Here is a 20,748-nt window from a genome sequence, read left to right as displayed (position 1 = left end):
CCGGCGGTCCCGCGGATCACATCTTGAAGCGCTTCACCTCGCCGCGCAGCACGTCCGCCTGCCGCGCCAGGTCGATGATCGACGCCTCGAGGTCCTTCACCGAGTAGGTCTGCGCCTCGGCCACCTGCTTGATCTGGTCGACCGCCCCCATGACCAGCTCCGAGCCCTTGGTCTGGTCCTTCTGGGCCCGGTTGAGGTGGTTCACCATCTCGCTGATCGACTCGATGGCCTTCGTGATCTGCTTCGAGCCGCGCGCCTGCTCCTGGCTGGAGCGCTCGACGTGCTTGGTGATGACCTTCATCTTCTCCGCGCTCTTCATGATCTGCTCGGAGCCGCGCGCCTGCTCCGAGGTGGCGGTGGCGATCTGCTGCACCGTCTCGGCGATCCGGTTGATGGCCATCGTCACCTGCTTCGAGCCGCGCGCCTGCTCGATGGTGGCGCGGGCGATGGCCTTCACCATCTGCGTCGACTTCACGCTCGAGGCCTGGATCTTCTTGAGCGCGCTCTCCGCCTCCTGCCCCAGGCGCACGCCCTCCTCGACGTTCTTCACGCCGCGGTCCATGGCGGAGACGGCGTTGGCGCTCTCGTCCTGCACCGAGCGGATGAGCTCGGAGATCTCCTTGGTGGAGGCGCCGGTGCGCTCGGCCAGGTCCTTGATCTCGTCCGCCACCACCGCGAAGCCCTTGCCGTGCTCGCCCGACTGGGCGGCCAGGATGGCGGCGTTGAGCGCGAGGAGGTTCGTCTGCTCCGCCACCTCGTCGATCACGTTGAGGATGTTGCCGATGGTGCCGATCTTCTTCCCCAGCGAGTCGATGACGACCGCCGCCTCCTTCGAGGACTCCTTGATGCGCGCGATGCCGGCCAGGGTGCGGCCGAGCGACTCGGTCCCGAGCTCGGCGTCCTTCATGGCCTGCTCGGAGAGCTTGGCGGTCTCGTTGGCGTTCGACTCGACCTGGCTGATGGAGACGTCCATCTCGTTCATGGACGAGCTCGTCTCCTCGGCGGTGGCGGAGAGGTCCTCGACGTTCTTCGCCACCTCCTTGATCGAGTAGGTCATCTGCTCGATGGCGGCGGTGGTCTCCTCGACGCTGGCGGCCAGCGCCTGGATGTTCTCCGCCACCTCGTTGTTGGTGGCGGCCATCTCCAGGATGGAGGAGGAGGACTCGTCCGCCGACTGCGCCAGCACCTCCACGTTGTCGGCGATGCCCTTGAGCGACGAGATCATCTCGCCCATCGAGGCGCCGGTCTCGGCCACGCGGGCGGAGACGGTGCCGGTGCCCTCCGCCACCTGGGCGCCGGTCCGGGCGATGCGCTCGATCACCTGCCCCACGCCCTCCGAGACGCCGCGCACGCGGGAGAGGGTGGTGGTGAGGTTCTCGCCGATGAGGTTCAGCGATCCCGCCAGCCGCCCCAGCTCGTCGTCGGAGAGCTGCTCGGCGCGCGCGGCGAGGTCGCACTCGGAGACGCGCCCCGCCACCCGGCTCATCGCGGTGAGCGGCCGCATCACGAGCCGCTGGGTGAGCCACCAGAGGAGCGCGTAGACGAGGAGCGCGCCCGCCAGCAGCACCGCCAGGATGACGAGCTGCACCCGCGCCAGCTGGTCGCCGAGGCGGCCCGTGTCCTGCCCGTACACCACGTACCCCACCACCGGGCCGGCCGCGCCGGCGGCGGCGGCGGTCCGGGGCCCCGCCTTCCCCTCGCTGCGCACCGGCACGAAGAGCGCGTACACCCCGTCGGCGGAGACCGAGGTCGTCTCGGGGTGGCGCTCCTGCAGCGCCAGCACCGCCTGGATGCGGTCGGCGTAGGCTGGCTTCACCACCCGCGCCGCGACCGAGCGGTCGGCGCGCTCGACGATGAGGTAGGCGTCGCCGCTCTCGTGGAGCGCGCCCTCCACCACCGCCGCCACCAGGTCGTCCGAGCCGGCGGTGAGCGGCGCCGCCACCCAGGTCGCCATCCGGCGCGCGTCGTCCTCGGCGCGGTGGCGCCAGCCGTCCTCGAGCTCGCGGCGGACGACCTGGTTCACCGCGAAGCCGGTCCCGGCCACCATGAGCACCAGCGCGGCCACGAACAGGATGTTGAGCGCGCGCTTCAGGCCGAGCTTGTCGATGAGCTGGAGCATGGTCGCGCGGGCCTCGGGCGCCGGTGTATGGAAAAAGGCTCCCTTTTCAGGGGCTTACGGCGCCAGGCCGACGATACGCGAGCGCCCCCAGGCGATCAAGGAAGCGGCCCCCCGCCGGCGTCCCCTCCCCTCGGGACAGCGCCGAGGCGAGGGCGCCCACCGCTCACTGGCCGAAGAGGTCCTGCACCTCGACCCGCGGCTGGTCGGGCGGGTTCTCGACCGGCTTCGCCTCGAGCTTGAACGGCTCGAGCACGCCGCGTCCGCCCTCGGGCGCGAGCTTGCCGGTGGTGGGGTCGATGCGGACGAGCTCGATGCCGTCCGGCTGCGGGAAGTCGGGCTGCGGCCGGTCGCGCAGCGACGACTCCATGTACGAGAGCCAGATGGGCAGCGCGGCGCGGCCGCCGGTCTCGAAGCGGCCGAGCGGCATCTCGTTGTGGTCGTAGCCGAGCCAGACCCCGGCGAAGAGGTCGTGCGTCATCCCCATGAACCAGGTGTCGAACGAGTCGTTGGTGGTGCCGGTCTTGCCGGCGGCCGGCTTGCCGAGCTTGGCCGCCTGCGCGCCGGTGCCCACCGTCGCCACCTCGTGCAGGAGGGAGACGGTGATGTAGGCGGAGCGGGGGTCCATGACGCGCTCCACCGGCGTCGTCACCTGCGCGGCGGCGGCGGCGAGCCGCGTCGAGAGCGGCACCCACGGGTCGGTGGGGGCGCTGTGGTCCTCGAGCAGCCGCCCGTCGCGGTCGAGCACCCGCTTCACGAAGGTGGAGGGCCGCTTCTCGCCGTAGCGGTCGAGGAGGGCGTAGACGTTGGCGAGGCTCCACAGCGTGGTGCAGGAGGAGCCGATGGCGCTGCCGAGCTCGCGCTTCACCGGCGTCTCGAGGCCGAGCGCCGCCGCCCAGGAGACGAGCTGGTCCACGCCCAGCGCCGCCGCCACCTTCACCGCCGGCAGGTTCATGGAGTGGACGAGCGCGTCGCGCAGCGTCACCTCGCCCTTGAACGAGCCGCCGTAGTTCTCCGGCTTCCACGACACGCCCGCGCTCTCGTCGCGGTAGACCACCGGCGCGTCGGTGAGCAGCGTGGCGGGGGTGTAGTTGAGCTTCTCGATGGCGCCCGAGTAGACGATGGGCTTGAAGGCGGAGCCGGGCTGGCGGCAGGCCTGGAACGCGCGGTTGAACTCGGAGGCGTCGAAGTCGTAGCCGCCCACCATGGCCGAGACGTAGCCGGTGAAGGGCTCGATGGAGACGAGCGCGCCCTGCAGCTTCGGCTCCTGCTCCAGCGCGAACAGGACCTCCGCGTCCGGCACCAGCTTCTGCCGCTCGGGGGGCTCGCGCTTCACGAGCTCCTCCCGCGTCACCCGGCGCACCAGCACCACGTCGCCGGCGTGGAGCGCGGTCGAGGGGCGGGAGATGAGCGCGTCCGGGTAGCTCTGCTCCGGGTTCGGGCGGCGCGCCCAGCGCATCCCGGCGATGGGCAGGAGGCCCTGGGTCGCGCCCACCGACACCCGCGCCAGCGCCGCGCGGTCGTCCACCTCGCCCACCACCCCCACCGCGTAGTCGCCCGGCTCGAGCGCGCCCGCCGGCCACACCTTGGCGAGCCGCGCCCGCAGCGCGTCGCGCTCCTGGCCCTCGACGTGCGCCACCGGCCCCTGGAACCCCTGCCGGTGATCGACCTCCATGAGCCCGGCCAGCATGGCCGCCTGGGCGCCGCGCTGCCGCTCGAGGTCCATCGCCAGCTCGACCCGCAGGCCGTCGTGCAGCACCCGCTGGTCCCCGTACCGGCCGACGATCAGCCGCCGCGCCTGCTCGGCGTAGAAGGGCGCCGTCTCGCGGAAGACGTCGTCGACCGGGTAGACCCTCACCTCGGTCTCCTCCGCCGCCACCCGCTCCTCGGCGGAGATCATGCGCTCCTCGTACATGCGGCGGAGCACGTAGCGGCGGCGCGCCTTGGCGGCGTCCGGGTGCATGAACGGAGAGTACTTGCTCGGCGCCTGCGGCAGGCCGGCCAGGAGCGCCGCCTCGGCCAGCGTGAGGTCCTCCACGTTCTTGCGGAAGTAGTTCTCCGCCGCCGCCTGCACCCCGTAGCTGTGGTGGCCGAGGAAGACGCCGTTCAGGTACAGCCAGAGGATCTCGCGCTTGTCGAAGGCGGCCTCCAGCCGCCGCGCCAGGATGAGCTCGCGCAGCTTGCGCCGCAGGTTGCGCTTCGTGCCCTCCTCGAACCCCTCCGCCGAGACGAGCAGCGACTTCGCCGTCTGCTGGGTGATGGTGGAGCCGCCCTGCACCTTGTGGCGCAGGACGTAGGTGTTCACCGCCGCCCGCAGGGTCCCGAGCCAGTCGACGCCGCCGTGCTCGAAGAAGTTCTTGTCCTCGGAGGCGAGGAGCGCCTCGACCAGCCGCTTCGGGATGCGCTCGTACGGCACCACCTTGCGGCGCTCGTCGAACAGCTCGCCGGCGAGCTGGCCGTCGGCCGACACGAGCTCGGTCACCACCGGCGGGCGGTACTCGGCGAGGGACGGGATGTCGGGCAGCCCGCTCGCGAAGCGGCGGTAGGCGACGAGGCCCACCAGCGCCGCGGCGCCCGCCGCGAGGAGCACCAGCACGAGGAACCCCGCCAGCAGCCGGCCGAGCAGCGAGCGGCGGCGCGCCGGAGGCGCGGGCGGCGGCGGAGGGGGAGCGGGCGCGCCGAGCGGCTGCTCTCTCGGGGCGGGGGCCTTGGGGGGGATCATCTGGGGCACGAATCTAGGCCCGGCTCCGCGCGCGGATCAACGCTCCGCTGCGGCCGCGCCGGGCGGCGGCGCCAGGTTCATCTTCCGCAGCACCGCCAGGAGGTCCTCCGGCACCGGCGCCTCCACCCGCAGCGGGCGCTCCGTCATGGGGTGGGGGATCTCGAGCTTCCAGGCGTGGAGGAACATCCGCTTGAGGCCCCAGCGCGTCTTGGCGAGCCGGTTGAAGGGGAAGTCGCCGTACCGGCCGTCGCCCGCCACCGGGTGGCCGGTGGACTGCAGGTGGCGCCGGATCTGGTGGGTGCGGCCGGTCTCGATGCGCACGCTGAGGAGCGAGGCCTCGCGCATGGACGAGAGCACGCGGTAGCGGGTCAGCGCCTCCTGGAAGTTCACCCCGCGCTGCGCCTTCGAGCGCGAGGTCTGCTCGTGCTCGGAGAGCGGCAGGTCGATGACGCCCTCGGTGCGCGGCAGCTTCCCCTTGGCGAGCGTGAGGTAGGTCTTCCGGACGTCGCCCGAGGTGAAGATCTCGGTGAGCGCCGCCATGCAGCGCCGCGTCTTCGCGACCAGCACCACGCCCGAGGTCTCGCGGTCGAGCCGGTGCGCCGGCGAGGGCTTGAACTCGGTCGAGGGCAGGTTCGCCGGCACCTTCAGGTAGGCGCGCGCCTCCTCCACCAGGGTGGCGCCGGTGATCCCGGTGCCCGGGTGCGCCGCCAGCCCCGACGGCTTGTCCACCGCGAGGAGGTGCTCGTCCTCGTAGAGCACGCGGAAGGTGGGCTTCACCCCGCCGTGCGGCGCGGGGCCCTCCTCGCCGCGCGCGAGGAGCTTCTCCTCGTCGCCGCGCACGACCACCACCTCGCCCTCGGCGAGCACCTGCTCCGCCTTCCCGCGCGCGCCGTTCACGCGGACCTTGCGCGTGCGCAGGAGCTTGAAGATGTGGCTGAGCGGGACGTCCTTCAGGGCGCGGCGCAGGAACTTGTCGAGCCGCTGCCCGGCGGCGTCGGCGCTGACCTTCATCTCGAGCACGGGGGGGGTTGTACTACGGAGGGCGGCGCGCGGGTACGAGGGGGGGCGCGAATGCATTGAGTTCGACCTCGACCCCGACCTCGACCTCGACCCCGACCCCGACCCCGACCCCGACCCCGACCTCGACCCCGACCTCGACCTCGACCCCGACCCGACCCCGACCTCGACCTCGACCTCGACCTCGACGGCTCACGCTGACCCGCGCCATTTCCGCCTCCCCCTTCGGGTGAGGAGGCGGAAATGGCTCAGCATCCAATCGCCGTCGAGGTCGAGGCGCTCGCGTTTCAGTCCCTCGACGTTTACGTCGCTGCTCGCGAGCTTGCGGCGCTGGTGCACGCCGCGAGCATCGCGGACCCCGAATTGCGCGACCAGGCCACCCGGGCCGCGAAGTCCGTGTTTCTCAATCTCTGTGAAGGGCTCCCCAGCGACAGCGGGCCCATGCGCCGCAAGCACTTCGCGCTCGCCAACGGCTCGCTGCACGAGGTGGTCGGCGCCCTCGACCTCGCGCACGCCATCGGCGCGCTGGCGCCCGAACCCCTGCGGCGGGCCCAGGCGCTCGCGGTCCGCGTGAAGCGGATGCTCCGCGCGCTCACCGCACGAGCGGCGTGAGCAGCGCCACCACCCGCGAGGCGAGCCGCCCCACCTCGGCGGCGCTGGCCGCGCTCGCGTCCGATGCGGGAGAGAAGCAACCGGACGAAGCGTGTCGTTCATGGCGTCGGCCCCTTTCACTCACTGGAAGGGGCCGACGCCATGAACGCTCCACGCCCCACCTGCGAGGGCGACCTACCAGAGCAGGCGCAGTGCCAGCCGCAGGCTGGCGCGAGCCTGCTGGGAACCGAGGAGAGCCCGAGCCCAGGCGCCTCCCCGACCTCCTCCCGCTTGCGGGCGACCCCGACCTCGACCTCGACCTCGACCTCGACCCGACCGCGAGCCGCGAGCCGCGAGCCGCGAGCCGCGAGCGCCCTACAGCAGCTCGAGCTGCTCCCGCTCCACCAGCGGCTCGGCGCGGATCCCCTCCTGGCGCAGGGCCGAGGCGAGCTCGCGGGCGTAGCCGTGGACGGTGAGGACGCGGGCCGCGCCGGTGGCCTTGGCGTAGCGCACCAGCGAGGGGAAGTCGGCGTGGTCGGAGAGCGGGAAGGCCGCGTCGGCGCCGCGGAAGCCGCGGCGGCCGTCGACGGCCCAGCCGGTGAGCACCGCCGTCCGCCGGTCCTTGATGCGCAGGATGGGCGAGGTGCGGGCGAGGTGCGGCGGCGCCACCACCACCTCGCCCGCGAGCGGCCCCTCCGGCCCGAGCAGCTCGACGTTGGGCAAGGGCACCCCCTGCGCCTCGTAGACCCGGTTCACCGCGTGGACCACCGGGTGCGCGCGGCAGCGGTACCCGGCTTCGCCCAGGAACTTGAGGACCTCCTGCGCCTTCCCCAGCGCGTAGCCGAGCAGGACCGGGGTCGCGCCCTCCGAGAGCGCGCCGTCCACGAAGCGGCGGATCTCCGCCAGCACCTCGCCCTTGTCCGGGAAGACGTAGCGCGGCAGCCCGAAGGTGGACTCGAGCACGAGCACGTCGCACTCGACCACCTCGGCCGGCTCGGCGGTGAGCGTCGGCTGGAGGCACAGGTCGCCCGAGTAGCCGAGCGCGACGCCGTGGCGCGTCACCCGCAGCTGCGCCGAGCCGAGCACGTGGCCGGCCGGGAAGAGCTCCAGGGTGAGGTCGCCGAGGCCGAACGGCTTGCGGTACCCCACCGACAGCGCGTCGCCCTTCACCTTCGACCCCAGCCGGTGGCGCATGAGCGCCACGGTCGGCGCGGTGGCGATGGTCCGCTCGTGCCGGGCGATGTGGTCGCCGTGGGCGTGGCTGACGAAGGCGCAGGCCGCCTTGCGGTGGGCGTCGAGGAAGAGCCCGCTCTCGGAGACCCGGAGCTGGCCCTGCGAGAGCTCGATCGGCAGGCGCCTCATCGGCGACCTTCTTACCTCGGCGCACCGACAGCGATCACGCCCCCGCGGCGGGGCTCGCCGCGCGGGTGGCCCGCGCCTGCCGCGCGCGCCCCTCGAGCGCGCCCCCCACCTCGCCCGCCACCACCCCCAGCACGATGAGCCCGCCGCCCGTCCAGTCGAGCGGGGCGAGCGGCTCGCCGCCCACGAAGTGCGAGAAGAGCGCCGCGCCCACCGGCTCGAGCGAGAAGATGAGCGCCGCGCGCACCGCGGTGGTGTGGCGCTGCGCCCAGTTCATGACGAAGAAGGCGCCGGCGGTCATGGCGAGGCCGGTGAAGGCGACCGTCCCCCACAGGCCGGGGGTGGGCTCGAGCCGCGCCGGCTCGAGCGCGAAGAGGAGCGGCGCCAAGGCCGCCGTGGTGCCCACCTGCACCAGCGTGAAGAGCGCCAGCGGGTGGCGCGACGACCACTCCGAGATGAAGGTGATCTGGAGGGCGTAGGCGAGCGCGCACCCGGCGGTGAGGAGGTCGCCCGCGCGCACCTCCGAGGAGAGGTCGCCCGCGAAGGGCCGGGTGAGGCAGACGAGCCCGAGCACCGCCAGCACGACGCCCGCCCAGGCGGCCGCGTGCACCGGCCGGCGGAGGAGGAAGCGCGCCAGGAACGGGACGATGAGGACCGAGAGCCCGGTGAGGAAGCCGGAGCGGGCCGGGGTGGTCGAGCGCAGCCCCAGGGTCTGCAGGGCGAAGCCGGCGAACATGACGAGGCCGAGGAGGACCCCCTGTCGCAGGAGCCCCGGCGTCGGCCGATCGCGCCGCACGACCGCCACGAGCGCCACCGCCGCGGCGGCGAGCGCGAAGCGCAGGAGCAGGAACACGCCCGTCGACGCCTGGACGAGCGCGTTCTTGACGAGGAGGAAGGTCGTCCCCCACAGCGCGGTGAGGAGGAGGAGCGCGAGGTCGGCCACGGGCGCTTCATACCCCGCGGGGCCCCGGGCTGTCGCGCGGGTACGAGCCGCGCGCCGCGGTCAGGCCGCCGGCCGGAACCGGTAGACGCCGCCCTCGAGCTCGCGGCGGACCGCCCCGCGCGCCTCCAGGACCTCGAGGTTCGCGATCGACTCCGAGATCACCAGGAAGAGGTCGCCCGGTCGCGCCCAGGGGAAGAGCGCCCGGGTGACCTCGTAGCCGGTGAGCGGCCCCCCGGCCAGCGCCGCCAGGATCTTCCCCTGCCGCTTCTCGTAGAAGCCGGTGAGGCCGTCGATGACGCGCCGGTGGTCCTGGAACGGCGCGCCGTGCCCCGGCAGCACCAGCTCCACCTCCAGCGCGCGCAGCCGGCGGATCGAGTCGAGGTAGGCGACGAGCGGGTGGAAGCGCCCCTCCTCGCCCCCGGGCCCGAGCTCGATGATGGGGTTCGGCGAGACCTTCTCCAGCAGGTGGTCGGCGGCGAAGAAGAGGCCGCGGCGGCGGTCGTACAGGCAGCAGAGCCCGGGCGTGTGGCCGGGCATGTGGAGCACCTCCAGCGTCACGTGCGCGCCCTGGAGGAGCTCGCCCGGCGCGAGCGGCAGCACCTCGTCGATCCGCCGCGCCAGCTTGAACCCCCCGCCCACCTCGGCCGCGATGGCGGCCAGGGTCTCGGCCGGCGCGCCCAGCTTCGCGAGGTACGCGCCGTAGAAGGGCATGAGCTCCTTCCAGCGCGGGCCGCGGGCCGACACCTTGGGGAGGTCGGCGGGGTGGGCGTAGACCGGGATGGCGCGGCCGGCGCGCTCCATGAGCGTCTGCGCCGCGCCGTAGTGGTCGACGTGGCCGTGCGAGAGGACGATCCGGCTCACCTCGGAGAGGCGCCGCCCCAGCCGCGCGAAGCCCTCCTCCACCGCCGCCAGCCCCTCCGGCGAGCCCAGCCCGGAGTCGAACATGAGGAGCCCGCCGCCGGGCTCCTCCACCAGGTAGACGTTGACCGGCCCGCCCGCCTGCGGGAACGGGACCGGGACGGCGATGCGGTGGACGCCGAGCGGCGCGAGGTCGCGCTCCGTCACGAGGCGGCGCTCACTTCGCCGCCTTCACCTTCGCGCGCAGCTCCGGCAGCGCCTTGAAGAGGTCGGCGACCAGCCCGTAGTCGGCGAGCTGGAAGATGGGCGCCTCCGGGTCCTTGTTGACGGCGACGATCACCTTCGAGCCCTTCATGCCGGCGAGGTGCTGGATGGCGCCGGAGATGCCGGCCGCCACGTAGAGCTCGGGCGCGACCACCTTGCCCGTCTGCCCCACCTGCCAGTCGTTCGGCACCCAGCCGGCGTCCACCGCGGCGCGGCTCGCGCCGACCGCCGCGCCCAGCTCGTCGGCGAGCGCCTCGACCTCCTTGAAGTCGCCCTTGGTGCCGCGCCCGCCCGAGACCACCACCCGCGCCTCGGTGAGCTCGGGGCGCGCGCTCTTCACCTCCTCGAAGGAGACGAAGCGGGTGCGGCCGGTCTCGGCCCCGGCGCCGACGGCGGTGACCTGGCCGGGCGCGGCCGCCCGCTCGGCGGCGGGGAACTCGGTGGCGCGGACGGTGAACGCCTTCACCGGCGTCGCCAGCTCCACCTCGGCCAGCACGTTGCCGGCCCACATCGGCCGGCGGAAGGTGACCTGCGCGCCGTCGCCGCCGAAGCCGAGCACCTCGGTCGCCGTGGCCGCGCCGAGCCGCGCCGCCGCGCGCGGCAGGACGTCCTTGCCGAAGGCGGTGGCGGCCGCGCCGACGAAGGTCGCCTGCACCTGCTTCGCCGCCTCGGCGATGACCGGGGCGCAGGCGTCGGCGACACCGTGCTCCAGCGCCGGCCCGTCGGCGACGAGCACGTCGCCGTAGGCCTGGAGCTCCTTCGCCGCCGCGCCGACGCCCTGGCCCAGCACGAGCGCGGTGAGCTTGCCGCCCGTGCGGCGCGCCAGCGCCTGGCCGGCGCCGAGCGCCGCGTAGGTGGCCTTCTTGAGGGTGCCGCCGCGCTGCTCCGCCACGATGAGGACGTTCGCCATGTCGTGATCTCCGTTCGCGCCGCGGCTAGAGGACCTTCGCCTCGTCGTGCAGCTTCGCCCACAGCTCGTTCACGTCCGCCACCTTCACCCCGCCCTGCCGCTTGGGGGGCTCGGAGAGCTTGCGGATCACCACCTTCGGCGCGAGGTCCACGCCCAGCTCGGCCGACGGGAGCTCCTTCACCTCCTTCTTCTTCGCCTTCATGATCCCGGGCAGCGAGGCGAAGCGCGGCTTGTTGAGGCGCAGGTCGGTCGTCACCACCGCCGGCAGCACCACCTCCAGCGTCTCGACGCCGCCGTCCACCTCGCGCACCACCGCGAGCGCCTTCCCGTCGGCGGCGAGGGCGAGGCCGGGCTGCTTCTTCTGCTCCGCCTCGCTCTCCAGGCTGTCGTGCTTGGAGGCGAAGGTGGCCTGTGGCCAGCCGAGCCGCTCGGCCAGGTACTGGCCGGTCTGGTTCTGGTCGTCGTCGATGGACTGCTTGCCCAGGATGACGAGGTCGGGCTTCTCGCGCTCGACCAGCTTCGCCAGCATGGCCGAGACGATCACCGGGTCGAGCGGCCCGTCGTGCCGCACGAGCAGCCCGCGCTCGGCGCCCATGGCCAGCGCGGCGCGGATCTCGGTCATCGCCTTGTCGCCGCCGATCGAGGCCACCACCACCTCGCCGCCGTGCTTCTCCTTGAGGCGCAGCGCCTCCTCGACCGCGATCTCGTCGAAGGGATTCACCTTGTAGTTCACGCCCTCCGTCACGATCCCGGCGCCGTCCGGCCGGACGCGGATCTTCGACTCGGGGTCCTCGACGCGCTTCGCGGTCACCAGGATCTTGAGGGCCATCACGCCTCCGTTGACTCCAGAATCAATCACCCGCGAGCGCAATCTTGCGCAGCGCGGCAGGCGGGCGCAACCGAATCCGGCGCGGGCCGTCCGGCGCCGCCGCCTCGGGCCCGGTCGAGGCCCCGCCGAGGCCGCTACCCCGGGCCGGGCGCCAGCGTCTCCCCGGCCCCCTCGCCGCCTCGCGGCCGCAGGATCGTGGCGCGCAGCGTGCCGGCGGCGATGGGGAGGACCCCCAGGACGAGGAACACGGTGTCGCCGGCGGCGCGCGCCCACTCCAGCCGGTGGAAGAGCCCCTGCATCGCGTAGTCGAGCCGGCGGGCGTGCCAGTAGCCGTGCTGGAGGACGTCCCAGAGCTGGAGCACGCCGGCCGGGAAGAGATCCACCAGCATCATGAGGGCGAGGCCGGCGTTGAGCCCCCAGTAGCCCACGCGCACGAACTTCTCGGTGGTCCGCCAGGCGGCGTCCCCCTGCAGCGCCCGCAGGCAGAACACCAGCACGCCGAGGCCGAGCATGCCGAACACGCCGAACATGGCGCCGTGCCCGTGGTTGGCGGTGAGCACCGTCCCGACCTCGTAGTAGCTCACGATGGGGGTGTTGATGAGGAAGCCGAAGATGCCGGCGCCGATGAAGTTCCAGACGCCCACCGCGATGAAGAAGTAGATGGCCCACTTCTGCTTCGCGGCCAGGTTGTCGGGATCGCTCGACGCTTGCCGGGAAGTGCCCTTGCCGAGCTGGATGAAGCCGGAGGCGTCGAGCGTGAGGAGCGTGAGGGGCACCACCTCGAGCGCCGAGAAGCAGGCGGCGAGGCCCATGTTGAGGGTGCCCTGGCCGGTGAAGTACCAGTGGTGCCCGGTGCCCATGATGCCGCCCACCAGGAAGAGGATGGCGTCGAGGTAGACGAGCCGGGTGGCGGTGCGGGTGCTGACGAGCCCGATGTGCCGGAACATGATCGCGACCAGCACGGTCGCGAAGAGCTCGAAGAAGCCCTCCACCCAGAGGTGGATGATCCAGAAGCGCCAGTTGTCGATGATCGCGAAGTTGGTGCGCGGCCCGTAGAAGAGCGCCGGCAGGTAGAACACCGGGATGGCGGTGGCGGCGTAGAGGAAGAGGGCCGAGATCTCGCCCTTGCCCTCCTTGTGGATGGCGGGCCGGAGCGCCCGGAACATGAGGAAGAGCCAGAAGAGGAGCCCCGCCGCCAGGAGGAGCTGCCAGAAGCGGCCCAGGTCGAGGTACTCGGAGCCCTGGTGGCCGAGCCAGAACCAGAGGCGGTCGAGCCGCCCGCCCAGGCTCAGGACCTCGCCGCCGAGGCTGCCGAAGACCACGACCACGAGCGCCCAGAAGAGCACGTCCACGCCGAGCTTCTGGCGGGGCGGCTCGCCGCCGCCGGCCCAGGGCGCGAGGAAGAGCCCGCCCGCCACCCACGCGGTCGCGATCCAGAAGATGGCGAGCTGGAGGTGGAAGGTGCGGAGCAGGTGGTAGGGGAAGAGGCGGGCGACCGCGTCGAGGCCGTAGAACGAGAACGGCTCGACCCGGTAGTGCGCGAGCCCGCCGCCCACCAGCGTCTGCAGGAGGAAGAGCACCGCCACCACCGCCAGGTACTTCCCGACCGCGCGCTGGCTCGGCGTGAGCAACACGGCGGCGCGCGCGGGCCGCGAGGGCGGCGCGTCCGCCTCCTCGCCGTGCCAGCCGAGGAAGTGGTACTTGCCGAAGATGAGCAGCACGAGCCCGAGCCCGCCGAGGAGCGACACCAGGCTGAGCGCGCTCCACACGTACGCCTCGGTGGAGGGGTGGTTGCCCGCCTCCGGGTCGTACGGCCAGTTGTTCGTGTAGGTGTAGGCCTTGCCCGGGCGGTTCGTCACCGTGGCCCAGGTCGCCCAGGAGAAGAAGGCGTTGAGGCGCCGCAGCTCGGTCGCGTCGGCGATGGTCTTCGCCGGCAGCCCGGGCGCCCGGTTGGGAGCGGAGAAGTAGTCGGCCCAGTAGGCCTCGAGCTGCCGGAAGGCGTCCGCCTCGCCCTGCGAGAAGACGAGCGCGCCGGTCGCGGGGTCGTACCGGTTCGCCTTGAGCTCCGCCTGCGTCGCGCCGCTCACGAGGAGCTGCGCGTCGGCCGGGAGCGCGGCGAAGGGCTGGCCGTAGCGGCTCCGCGCCACGCCGTCGCGCGCGATCTCCACCTCCCGGTGCAGGTACTCGGCCGTGTAGTCCGGCCCGAGGTAGGCGCCGTGGCCCCACAGCGTCCCGTGCTCCATGAGGCCGTGCTTGAAGAAGATCTCCTGGCCCTGCTCCACCTCCTCGCCGGTGAAGAGCAGGTCCCCGGCCGGATCGACCACGCGCCCGGGGATGGGCGGCGCGTCGCGGTAGGTGAGGGCGGTCACGACCCCCAGCCCGGAGAAGCCGAAGATCATGACCAGGATGACGCCGTGGCGCCACCAGGGGGAGAGAGGCCGCCGCTCCAGATCGCCGTCGCTCATGGAGGTCCCGCTTACTACGCCCGGCGCCCGCGCCAGGGCGTCCAGAGGGGGCGCCCCGCCGAGGACGAACCCTCGGCCTCTCGCGACCAGGCCGATACAATGGGGGCGTGCCCCGCCTCCGCCCCGGCTACCTCGTCCTCGCGCTGACGCTCTTCGCGGCGGTGGCGGTGGGGGCGACCGGCGGGCTCCTCCTCACGCGCTACCGCGCCGCCGCGCTGGCGGCCCTGGCCGACCGCCAGGCGCTGCTCGTCTCGCTGCAGGCGCGGCTCCTCGACGACGAGGTGGGGCGGCTCGTGTCCGAGATGCAGCGCCTCTCCAAGCTGGCCGAGGTGGACCTCGCCGACCAGAACCTGGAGCCGGAGAAGCGCGTGCTGCGGATCGCGCGGCGCGACACCACCCTCTTCTCGGCCGCCATCTTCATCCTCGGCGAGCGCGGCGAGGTGCTCTGGGCGGAGCCGCAGGGGGCGGCGCTCTCCGGACCCGCCGCCAAGCTCCTCGGCGAGGCGCGGGGCGAGGGGGGCACGGTGCTCGCCTACCGGGAAGGCGCGCTGCAGGTCGCGGCGCCGATCGCCGGGCGCGGGGCCATCGTCGGGCAGGTGAGCACGCAGAGCCGCGACCTGTTCGGCGAGGGCGTCCTGCGGGCGGTCCGGCGGGGCGGCTTCGCGCTGCTCGTCGAGAGCTCGCGCGCCGGCGCGCCCGTCCGGGTGGCGCAGGCGGGCACCGCCCGCCCCGACCTCGCCGCGGGCGGCGGGCAGCGCTGGGTGGAGGCGCAGGACGGGAGCCGCTGGCTCGTCACCGAGGCGCCGCTCGGCGACCGCCCGCTCCTGCTGCGCCTGGCGGAGCCCGCCTCGCGGCTCGAGGCCGCCGTGTGGGAGTCCCTGCGGACGCTCATCGCCATCGTGGCGGGGGCGCTCCTCCTGGCGGTGGTGGTGGGGGCGGCGCTGGCGGTCGCCATCGGGCGGCTCGAGCGCGCCGAGGTGGAGCTGGGCCGCCAGGGCGAGCTCGCCGCCATGGGCAAGACCGCCGCCGCCATCGCCCACGAGGTGAAGAACTCGCTCAACGGGCTGTCGGTGGCGCTCGACCTGCTCGCGCAGGGGCGCGCCCCGCCCGCCGCGGTGACGGAGGTGCACGCGCAGGCGCGCTCCGAGCTGGCGCGCCTCAAGGGCGTCGCCGACGACCTCACGCTCTTCGCCGCCCCGCCCCGGCTCGATCTCGGCGAGGTGGACCTCGCCGACCTGTGCCGGCGGGCCGCCGCGCTCAGCGCCGATCTCGCCCACGACTGCAGGGCCGAGGTGGCGGTCGCGCTGCCCTCCGGCCCGGGCCCGGTGGAGGTGCGGGGGGACGCCCAGAAGCTCCTCGGCGCCCTCTCCAACCTGGTGCGGAACGGGCTCGAGGCGATGGGCCCGGGCGCCTTCGGCGAGCCGCTCGGCGAGGCGGCGCCGGCCCGCGAGCGGCGGCTGGAGCTCGGGCTCTCGCAGCGCGGGCGCGAGGCGGTGGTCGAGGTGGCCGACCGCGGCCCGGGCCTGCCGGCCGAGGTGCGCGCCCGCCTCTTCGAGCCGTTCGTGACGACGAAGCGCACCGGCACCGGCCTCGGGCTCGCCATCGCGCGCCGGGTGGTCGAGGCGCACGGCGGCCGCCTGGAGGCGGCCGACCGCGAGGGCGGCGGCACGGTGATGCGCGTCGCGCTGCCGCTCACGCGCACCCTCCCCCTCGCCCGGCGGTCCGCCGCCACCTGGAGCCCGCCGTGAGCCCTCCCGCCAAGATCCTCGTCATCGACGACGAGAAGACGTTCCGGGTGGTGGCGCAGGCCGCGCTCGCCGCCGAGGGGTTCGAGGCGCGCAGCGCCGCCTCGGCCGGCGAGGGGCTGGCGCTCGCGCGCGAGCTCCGGCCCGAGGTGGTGGTCCTCGACCGGAACCTCCCCGACGCCGACGGGCTGGCCGTGCTGGAGCGGCTGCGCGCCGACGGGCACGGCGACGAGCCGCTGGTGGTGATGGCCACCGCCTACGGCGAGATCGAGAACGCCGTCCAGGCGGTGAAGCTCGGCGCCTTCGACTACCTGACGAAGCCCATCCAGCTCCCGGCGCTCGTCCTCACCGTGAAGCGGGCGCTGGAGGCGCGGCGGCTTCGGCGCCGCGCGGACGGCTTCTCCGGCACGGCGCGGCGGCGGGTGGAGCGCGGCCTGTGCCTCGGCGAGTCGGCCGCGATGCGGCGGGTGGTCGAGCTGGCGGAGAAGGTGGCCGCCTCGCCCGACACCACCGTGCTCATCGAGGGCGAGAGCGGCACCGGGAAGGAGCTCGTGGCGCGCCTGCTCCACCTGCGCACGGCGCAGCGGAGCGAGGCGCCCTTCGTCGAGCTCAACTGCGCCGCCATCCCGGAGACCCTGCTCGAGGCGGAGCTGTTCGGGCACGAGCGCGGCGCCTTCACCGACGCGAAGCGCGCCAAGCCGGGCCTGCTCGAGCAGGCGGAGGGCGGCACCGTCTTCCTCGACGAGGTGGGCGACATGCCGCTCGCCACCCAGGCGAAGCTGCTCAAGGTGCTCGAGACGCAGGTGTTCCGGCGCCTCGGCGGCACGCGCGACCTGGGCGCGGACGTCCGCTTCGTCTCGGCCACCCACCGCGACCTCCAGGCGGCGGTGGCGGACGGCGGGTTCAGGCTCGACCTCTTCCACCGGCTCGACGTGTTCCACATCCACATCCCGCCGCTCCGCGAGCGGCCGGAGGACGTGCTGCCGCTGGCGCGCTTCTTCCTCGCGGAGCTGGCGTCGCGCGCCGGCAAGGAGATCCGCGGGCTCGCGCCCGAGACCGAGCGCCGCCTGCTCGCCTACCCGTTCCCGGGCAACGTGCGCGAGCTGCGCAACGTGGTGGAGCGCGGGGTCATCCTCGAGACCGGCGACACCCTCTCGCCGGAGGCGGTGCTGCTGCGCGACGAGGCGCGGCCGCGCCCGGACGCCCCCGCGCCCCCCGAGGCCGGCGAGCCGCCCACCCTCGAGGAGATGGAGCGCGCCTACCTGGCGGGGCTCCTCGATCGAGCGAAGGGAAACCGCAGCCAGGTCGCCCGCTGGATGGGCGTCTCCTACCCGACCGTGCTGAAGAAGATCGCCGACTACGGCATCGACCTGTCGCGCTGGGACTGACGGCCGCCGAGGTACGCTGGCAGGTTCCTTTAGAAAGCGACCCCGCTCCGCCTCGAAGTTCCTTGCGGTGGAGCCCGGCGCGCGCCCCCCTCCGGCGCCTACCGCCGCGCCGCCCCTGTGGATCTCCCGCTGGCCCGCGTCTTGCGAACCCGGAGGGCATCGCTCGCGCTGTCCCCTCGCGGCCACGAGCCGGGTTGCGAGCCGGGCACGGTTCGGGTCAGCGGGCGGCGGTGGCCACGAGCCGGGTCGCCGCCGCCCGCTGGTTGTCTCCATCGAACCCGCGACGCCGCGGACGCGCAGGCCTATCCTTCCGGCGGTGCTGCTCCGGCTCCTCACCCACTTCGGCTACCTCGCCATCGCCGGCCTGCTCACGCTGGGCGGGCTCGGCTTCCCGGTCCCCGAGGAGCTCGTCCAGCTCACCGCCGGCTACCTGGCGCGCCGGGGCCCGCTCTGGCTCCCGTTCGCCATGGCGGCCGCGTACGTCGGGATCGTCGCCGGGGACGCGTTCTTCTTCCACCTCGCCCGCCAGCAGGGGCCGCGGCTGCTCGAGCGGCGGGCGGTGGCGCGGGTGCTCACCCCGGCGCGGCGCGCGGTGCTCGACCGGCACTTCGACCGGCACGCCTTCCTCACCATCGTCGTCGCCCGCCACCTCTCGGGCCTGCGGCTCGCCGCCTACGCGCTGGCCGCGCTGCACGGCGTCCGCCCGCGCACCTTCGTGCTCGCCGACGCCTGCTCGGCCCTGCTCTCGGTGCCGCTGGTGGTGTCGCTCGGCTACTTCTTCGCCGCGCACCTCGAGGAGGTGAAGAAGCGCGTGCACGAGGCGGAGCTGCTCGTGCTGGTGGGGGCGATCGTCGCGGCGGCGGTGGTGGTGCTGGTGAAGTGGCAGCGGGGGCGCGCGGTCAGCCGTAACGCCGCGCCGGCTCCTCCCCGGTGAGCGCGCGGCGCGCCGCCTCCGCCAGCGCGCGCAGCTCGTCCTCGCCCGGGTAGGTGATCACCGGCGCGACGAAGGCCGCCCGCGCCCTCACCGCCTCGACGAGCGGCTCGCAGCGCGCCGCGCCGCCGGTGAGCAGCACCGCGTCCACCCGGCCCGCCAGCGCCACCGCCATCTCGCCGATCGCCTTCGCGAGCTGGTAGGCCATCGCCGCCAGCACCTCCCCGGCCCGCGCGTCGCCCGCCGCGGCGCGCGCCGCCGCCTCGCGCACGTCGCGCGTGCCGAGGTAGGAGAAGAGCCCGCCGTCGCCGAACAGCCGCCGCCGCAGCGCGGCCAGGTCGGCGCCCGGCGCGGAGGCCAGCGCGAGGAGCGCGGTGGCGGGGAGCCCGCCCGCGCGGTCGCCCGAGAACGGGCCCTCGTCCATCGGGTTCACGACGTCCACCATCCGCCCGCCCTCGAGCGCGCAGAGCGAGGCGCCGGTGCCGAGGTGCGCCACCACCAGCCGCAGCTCCTCGAGGCGCCGCCCGCCGGCCGCGGCGTGCCGGCGCGCCACCGCCCGCATGTTGAGCGCGTGGCAGAGGCTCGTCCGCTCGATGCCGGCCAGCCCGGAGTAGCGCGCCACCGGCGCGAGCTCGTCCACCGAGACCGGGTCCACCACGAAGGCGGGGCAGCCGTGCTCGGCCGCGAGCGCGTGCGAGAGCGGCGCGCCCAGGTTGGCGGCGTGCTCGCCGCGGGCGGCGCGCGCCGCCTCGGCCAGCATGGCCTCGTCCACGAGGTAGGTGCCGCTCGCGACCGGCTTGAAGAGGCCGCCCCGCCCCACCACCGCCGCGAGCGCGCCGGGCCGGAGCGCCTGGCCGGCGAGCCACCCGCGCGCCGCCGCGAGCCGCCAGGGGAGCTCGTCGCCCACGCGGGCGAAGCGCCGCAGCTCCTCCTCGGCGTGGCGCAGCGTCGTCTCCACCAGCTCGTGCTCGCCGCGGAAGAGGGCGAGCTTGGTCGAGCCGGCGCCCGGGTTCACGGCGAGGACGAGCGGCTCCGCGGCGGGCGCGCTCACCGGCCCCCCCGCGCCACCAGCACCCCGAGCGCCATCGAGCACAGCTTGTCCATCGCGCCCTCCGCCCTCGACGGGATGAGCACCGGCGCCAGCGCCCCCCAGACCACGTGCGCCACCGGGCGGGCGGCGAGCCAGGTGAACGCCTTCCCGAGCGCGTTCCCGACCTCGATGGCCGGCACGAGCAGCAGGTCCGCCTGCCCGGCGGCGGGGTGCGTGAGCCCCTTGTGCCGCGCCGCCTCCACCGAGAGCGCGCCGTCGAGCGCCACCGGCCCGAAGACCTCGCACCCCGGGAGCTCGCCGCGGGCGGAGAGCGCAGCCAGCTCCGCCGCCTCGGCGGTGTGGGGCATGGCGGGCGAGACCGTCTCGAGCGCGCACAGCGCCGCCACCCGGGGGCGCGCCACCCCGAGCCGGTGGAACACCTCCACCGCGTTCTCCAGGATGGCGCGCTTCTCGGCCAGGGTCGGCGCCACGTTCACGCCGCCGTCCGTCACCCCGAGCAGCCTCGGCTCGCCCACCCCGGCCTGGGTGACGAGCACGTCGGAGACGAGGCGCCCGGCGCGGAGCCCCCGCTCCCGGTCCAGCACCGCGCGCATGAGCTCGCCGGTCGAGAGCCCGCCCTTGAGGATGATCTCCGCCTCGCCGGCGCGGACCCGCTCGACGGCGCGGCGCGCCGCCTGGGCCGGATCCCGCACGTCCTCGATGGCCCAGGCGTCCGGGGCCTCGCCCGCGGCGGCGAGCCCCGCGCGGATGGCGGCGGCGGCGCCGAGGAGGAGCGGCTCGGCCAGCCCGCGCCGGCGCGCCTCGACCGCGGCGTCGAGCGCGCTCTCCGCCTCGGCGCCGGGCACGACCACGCGGCCCGGGCCGGCCTGGATGGCCCGCTCGACGAGCTCGCGCATGGAGCGGATGGGAACCAGGTGTCCTCCGGGGCCGGGGCGGCTCCTCGTTCTACCGCACCGCCCCGTCGCGCGCCGCGAGCCGGCGCGGCAGCGCCTCGAAGAGCCGGACGCCGCGCGCGAACGCGTGGCGCCGCGCCTCGAGGTCCGGCGGCCCGCCCCGGGCGAGCGCGGCCTCGAAGGCGGCGCGCGGCACCGGCAGGAGCGGGGACGCGAGCCCGAGGAGCGCGAGCCCGTAGAGCGGCGCCCCGTCCACCCGCCGCACCAGCGCCTCGGCCCGCACCCCCACCACCCGCGCCGGCCGCGCCTCGAGCCGCGCCGCGGCGTCGCGCGGCGGGGGCTCGAGGCCGGCCCGCATGCGCCAGGTGGGCGCGGGGTGCTCGTTCAGCGCCACGAAGGCGCCCGGCGCCAGGAGCGCCGCCGCCCGCAGCGCCTCGAGCGGCTCGAAGCCGACGAGGACCTCGGCGCTGCCCTCCGGCGCCACCGCCGAGCGGACCTCGTCGCCCATGCGGACGTGTACCAGCACCCCGCCCTGCCCGCAGGCGGGGGCCGGGGCCTCGGAGAGGCTCACGTCGAGCCCGGCCACGAGCGCCGCCTCGGCCAGGAGCCGCGACGTCTCCACCACCGGCTGGCCGGTCACCCCGCACAGGATGACGGCCATGGCGG

General features: G+C 74.5%; 16 protein-coding genes. 4 read left to right on the top strand and 12 right to left on the bottom strand.

Features of this window, described 5'->3' with window-relative positions:
* Positions 1–16: 16 nt before the first annotated feature.
* From HWY08_RS12845 to HWY08_RS12835, 3 genes are all read right to left on the bottom strand, one after another.
* Positions 17–2,047, bottom strand: coding sequence for a methyl-accepting chemotaxis protein (locus tag HWY08_RS12845; RefSeq protein WP_176065836.1), 2,031 nt, complete (start codon positions 2,045–2,047; stop codon positions 17–19).
* Positions 2,048–2,282: 235 nt separating this feature from the next.
* Positions 2,283–4,838, bottom strand: a complete 2,556-nt coding sequence (locus HWY08_RS12840; protein WP_176065724.1) for a penicillin-binding protein 1A — start codon at positions 4,836–4,838, stop codon at positions 2,283–2,285.
* A 36-nt stretch (positions 4,839–4,874) separates the two neighbouring features.
* Positions 4,875–5,858 carry an RluA family pseudouridine synthase gene (locus HWY08_RS12835; RefSeq protein ID WP_176065722.1) on the bottom strand — a complete coding sequence of 328 codons (984 nt, stop codon included), beginning with the start codon at positions 5,856–5,858 and terminating at the stop codon, positions 4,875–4,877.
* A gap of 240 nt (positions 5,859–6,098) precedes the next feature.
* Here HWY08_RS12835 and HWY08_RS12830 point away from each other — a divergent pair, with 240 nt between their 5' ends.
* The gene (locus tag HWY08_RS12830; protein ID WP_176065720.1) at positions 6,099–6,467 is read left to right on the top strand and encodes a four helix bundle protein; all 369 of its coding nucleotides are present in this window, start codon (positions 6,099–6,101) and stop codon (positions 6,465–6,467) included.
* A gap of 354 nt (positions 6,468–6,821) precedes the next feature.
* On the opposite strand, the gene HWY08_RS12825 is transcribed toward HWY08_RS12830, so the two are convergent.
* From HWY08_RS12825 to HWY08_RS12800, 6 genes are all read right to left on the bottom strand, one after another.
* Positions 6,822–7,808, bottom strand: a complete 987-nt coding sequence (locus HWY08_RS12825; protein ID WP_176065718.1) for an MBL fold metallo-hydrolase — start codon at positions 7,806–7,808, stop codon at positions 6,822–6,824.
* 34 nt (positions 7,809–7,842) lie between these two features.
* Positions 7,843–8,748: a DMT family transporter gene (locus tag HWY08_RS12820; protein ID WP_176065716.1), complete on the bottom strand. Its 906-nt coding sequence runs from the start codon at positions 8,746–8,748 to the stop codon at positions 7,843–7,845.
* A 60-nt stretch (positions 8,749–8,808) separates the two neighbouring features.
* Complete coding sequence (locus HWY08_RS12815; RefSeq protein WP_176065714.1) at positions 8,809–9,813, bottom strand: MBL fold metallo-hydrolase; 1,005 nt, start codon at positions 9,811–9,813, stop codon at positions 8,809–8,811.
* Positions 9,814–9,823: 10 nt separating this feature from the next.
* Positions 9,824–10,780, bottom strand: a complete 957-nt coding sequence (locus HWY08_RS12810; RefSeq protein WP_176065711.1) for an electron transfer flavoprotein subunit alpha/FixB family protein — start codon at positions 10,778–10,780, stop codon at positions 9,824–9,826.
* 25 nt (positions 10,781–10,805) lie between these two features.
* On the bottom strand, positions 10,806–11,609 hold the full coding sequence (locus HWY08_RS12805) for an electron transfer flavoprotein subunit beta/FixA family protein (protein WP_176065709.1): 804 nt from the start codon (positions 11,607–11,609) through the stop codon (positions 10,806–10,808).
* Positions 11,610–11,743: 134 nt separating this feature from the next.
* Positions 11,744–14,074, bottom strand: coding sequence for a nitric-oxide reductase large subunit (locus tag HWY08_RS12800; protein WP_209005153.1), 2,331 nt, complete (start codon positions 14,072–14,074; stop codon positions 11,744–11,746).
* 107 nt (positions 14,075–14,181) lie between these two features.
* On the opposite strand from HWY08_RS12800, the gene HWY08_RS12795 reads away from it, so the two are divergent.
* The 3 genes from HWY08_RS12795 to HWY08_RS12785 all read left to right on the top strand — a co-directional run bounded on the left by HWY08_RS12795 (position 14,182) and on the right by HWY08_RS12785 (position 18,141).
* Complete coding sequence (locus HWY08_RS12795; protein WP_176065707.1) at positions 14,182–15,822, top strand: sensor histidine kinase; 1,641 nt, start codon at positions 14,182–14,184, stop codon at positions 15,820–15,822.
* Complete coding sequence (locus HWY08_RS12790) at positions 15,819–17,207, top strand: sigma-54-dependent transcriptional regulator (RefSeq protein WP_176065705.1); 1,389 nt, start codon at positions 15,819–15,821, stop codon at positions 17,205–17,207. Before HWY08_RS12795 ends, HWY08_RS12790 begins: the two co-directional genes overlap by 4 nt.
* Positions 17,208–17,523: 316 nt before the next feature.
* Entirely contained in the window at positions 17,524–18,141 is a 618-nt protein-coding gene (locus HWY08_RS12785; RefSeq protein ID WP_176065703.1) for a DedA family protein, read from the top strand.
* On the opposite strand, the gene buk is transcribed toward HWY08_RS12785, so the two are convergent.
* From buk to HWY08_RS12770, 3 genes are read right to left on the bottom strand one after another with little or no spacing between them, the layout of a single operon-like run.
* A complete protein-coding gene (gene buk, locus HWY08_RS12780) occupies positions 18,107–19,189 on the bottom strand; it encodes a butyrate kinase (protein WP_176065701.1) in 1,083 nt (360 codons plus the stop codon). The two genes, HWY08_RS12785 and buk, sit on opposite strands and share 35 nt — an antisense overlap.
* Positions 19,186–20,085, bottom strand: a complete 900-nt coding sequence (locus HWY08_RS12775; protein WP_235969606.1) for a phosphate acyltransferase — start codon at positions 20,083–20,085, stop codon at positions 19,186–19,188. Before HWY08_RS12775 ends, buk begins: the two co-directional genes overlap by 4 nt.
* Before the next feature lie 49 nt (positions 20,086–20,134).
* Positions 20,135–20,743 (bottom strand): 2-oxoacid:acceptor oxidoreductase family protein, encoded by a 609-nt coding sequence (locus tag HWY08_RS12770; RefSeq protein ID WP_235969616.1) that lies wholly within the window; start codon positions 20,741–20,743, stop codon positions 20,135–20,137.
* Positions 20,744–20,748 lie beyond the last annotated feature (5 nt).

This window comes from Anaeromyxobacter diazotrophicus (genome assembly GCF_013340205.1).
In the GTDB taxonomy this organism is placed as follows: domain Bacteria; phylum Myxococcota; class Myxococcia; order Myxococcales; family Anaeromyxobacteraceae; genus Anaeromyxobacter_A; species Anaeromyxobacter_A diazotrophicus.
The sequence above is the reverse complement of the archived record's forward strand: the minus strand, read 5'-3'. Positions and strand labels throughout refer to the sequence as shown.

Excerpts from the sequence above, each read along its gene's own strand:
- HWY08_RS12840 (WP_176065724.1), bottom strand. The coding sequence starts at position 4,838 with ATGATCCCCCCCAAGGCCCCCGCCCCGAGAGAGCAGCCGCTCGGCGCG.
- HWY08_RS12775 (WP_235969606.1), bottom strand. The coding sequence starts at position 20,085 with ATGCGCGAGCTCGTCGAGCGGGCCATCCAGGCCGGCCCGGGCCGCGTG.
- HWY08_RS12800 (WP_209005153.1), bottom strand. The coding sequence starts at position 14,074 with ATGAGCGACGGCGATCTGGAGCGGCGGCCTCTCTCCCCCTGGTGGCGC.
- HWY08_RS12810 (WP_176065711.1), bottom strand. The coding sequence starts at position 10,780 with ATGGCGAACGTCCTCATCGTGGCGGAGCAGCGCGGCGGCACCCTCAAG.
- HWY08_RS12770 (WP_235969616.1), bottom strand. The coding sequence starts at position 20,743 with ATGGCCGTCATCCTGTGCGGGGTGACCGGCCAGCCGGTGGTGGAGACG.
- HWY08_RS12805 (WP_176065709.1), bottom strand. The coding sequence starts at position 11,609 with ATGGCCCTCAAGATCCTGGTGACCGCGAAGCGCGTCGAGGACCCCGAG.
- HWY08_RS12830 (WP_176065720.1), top strand. The coding sequence starts at position 6,099 with ATGGCTCAGCATCCAATCGCCGTCGAGGTCGAGGCGCTCGCGTTTCAG.
- HWY08_RS12845 (WP_176065836.1), bottom strand. The coding sequence starts at position 2,047 with ATGGTGGCCGGGACCGGCTTCGCGGTGAACCAGGTCGTCCGCCGCGAG.
- HWY08_RS12825 (WP_176065718.1), bottom strand. The coding sequence starts at position 7,808 with ATGAGGCGCCTGCCGATCGAGCTCTCGCAGGGCCAGCTCCGGGTCTCC.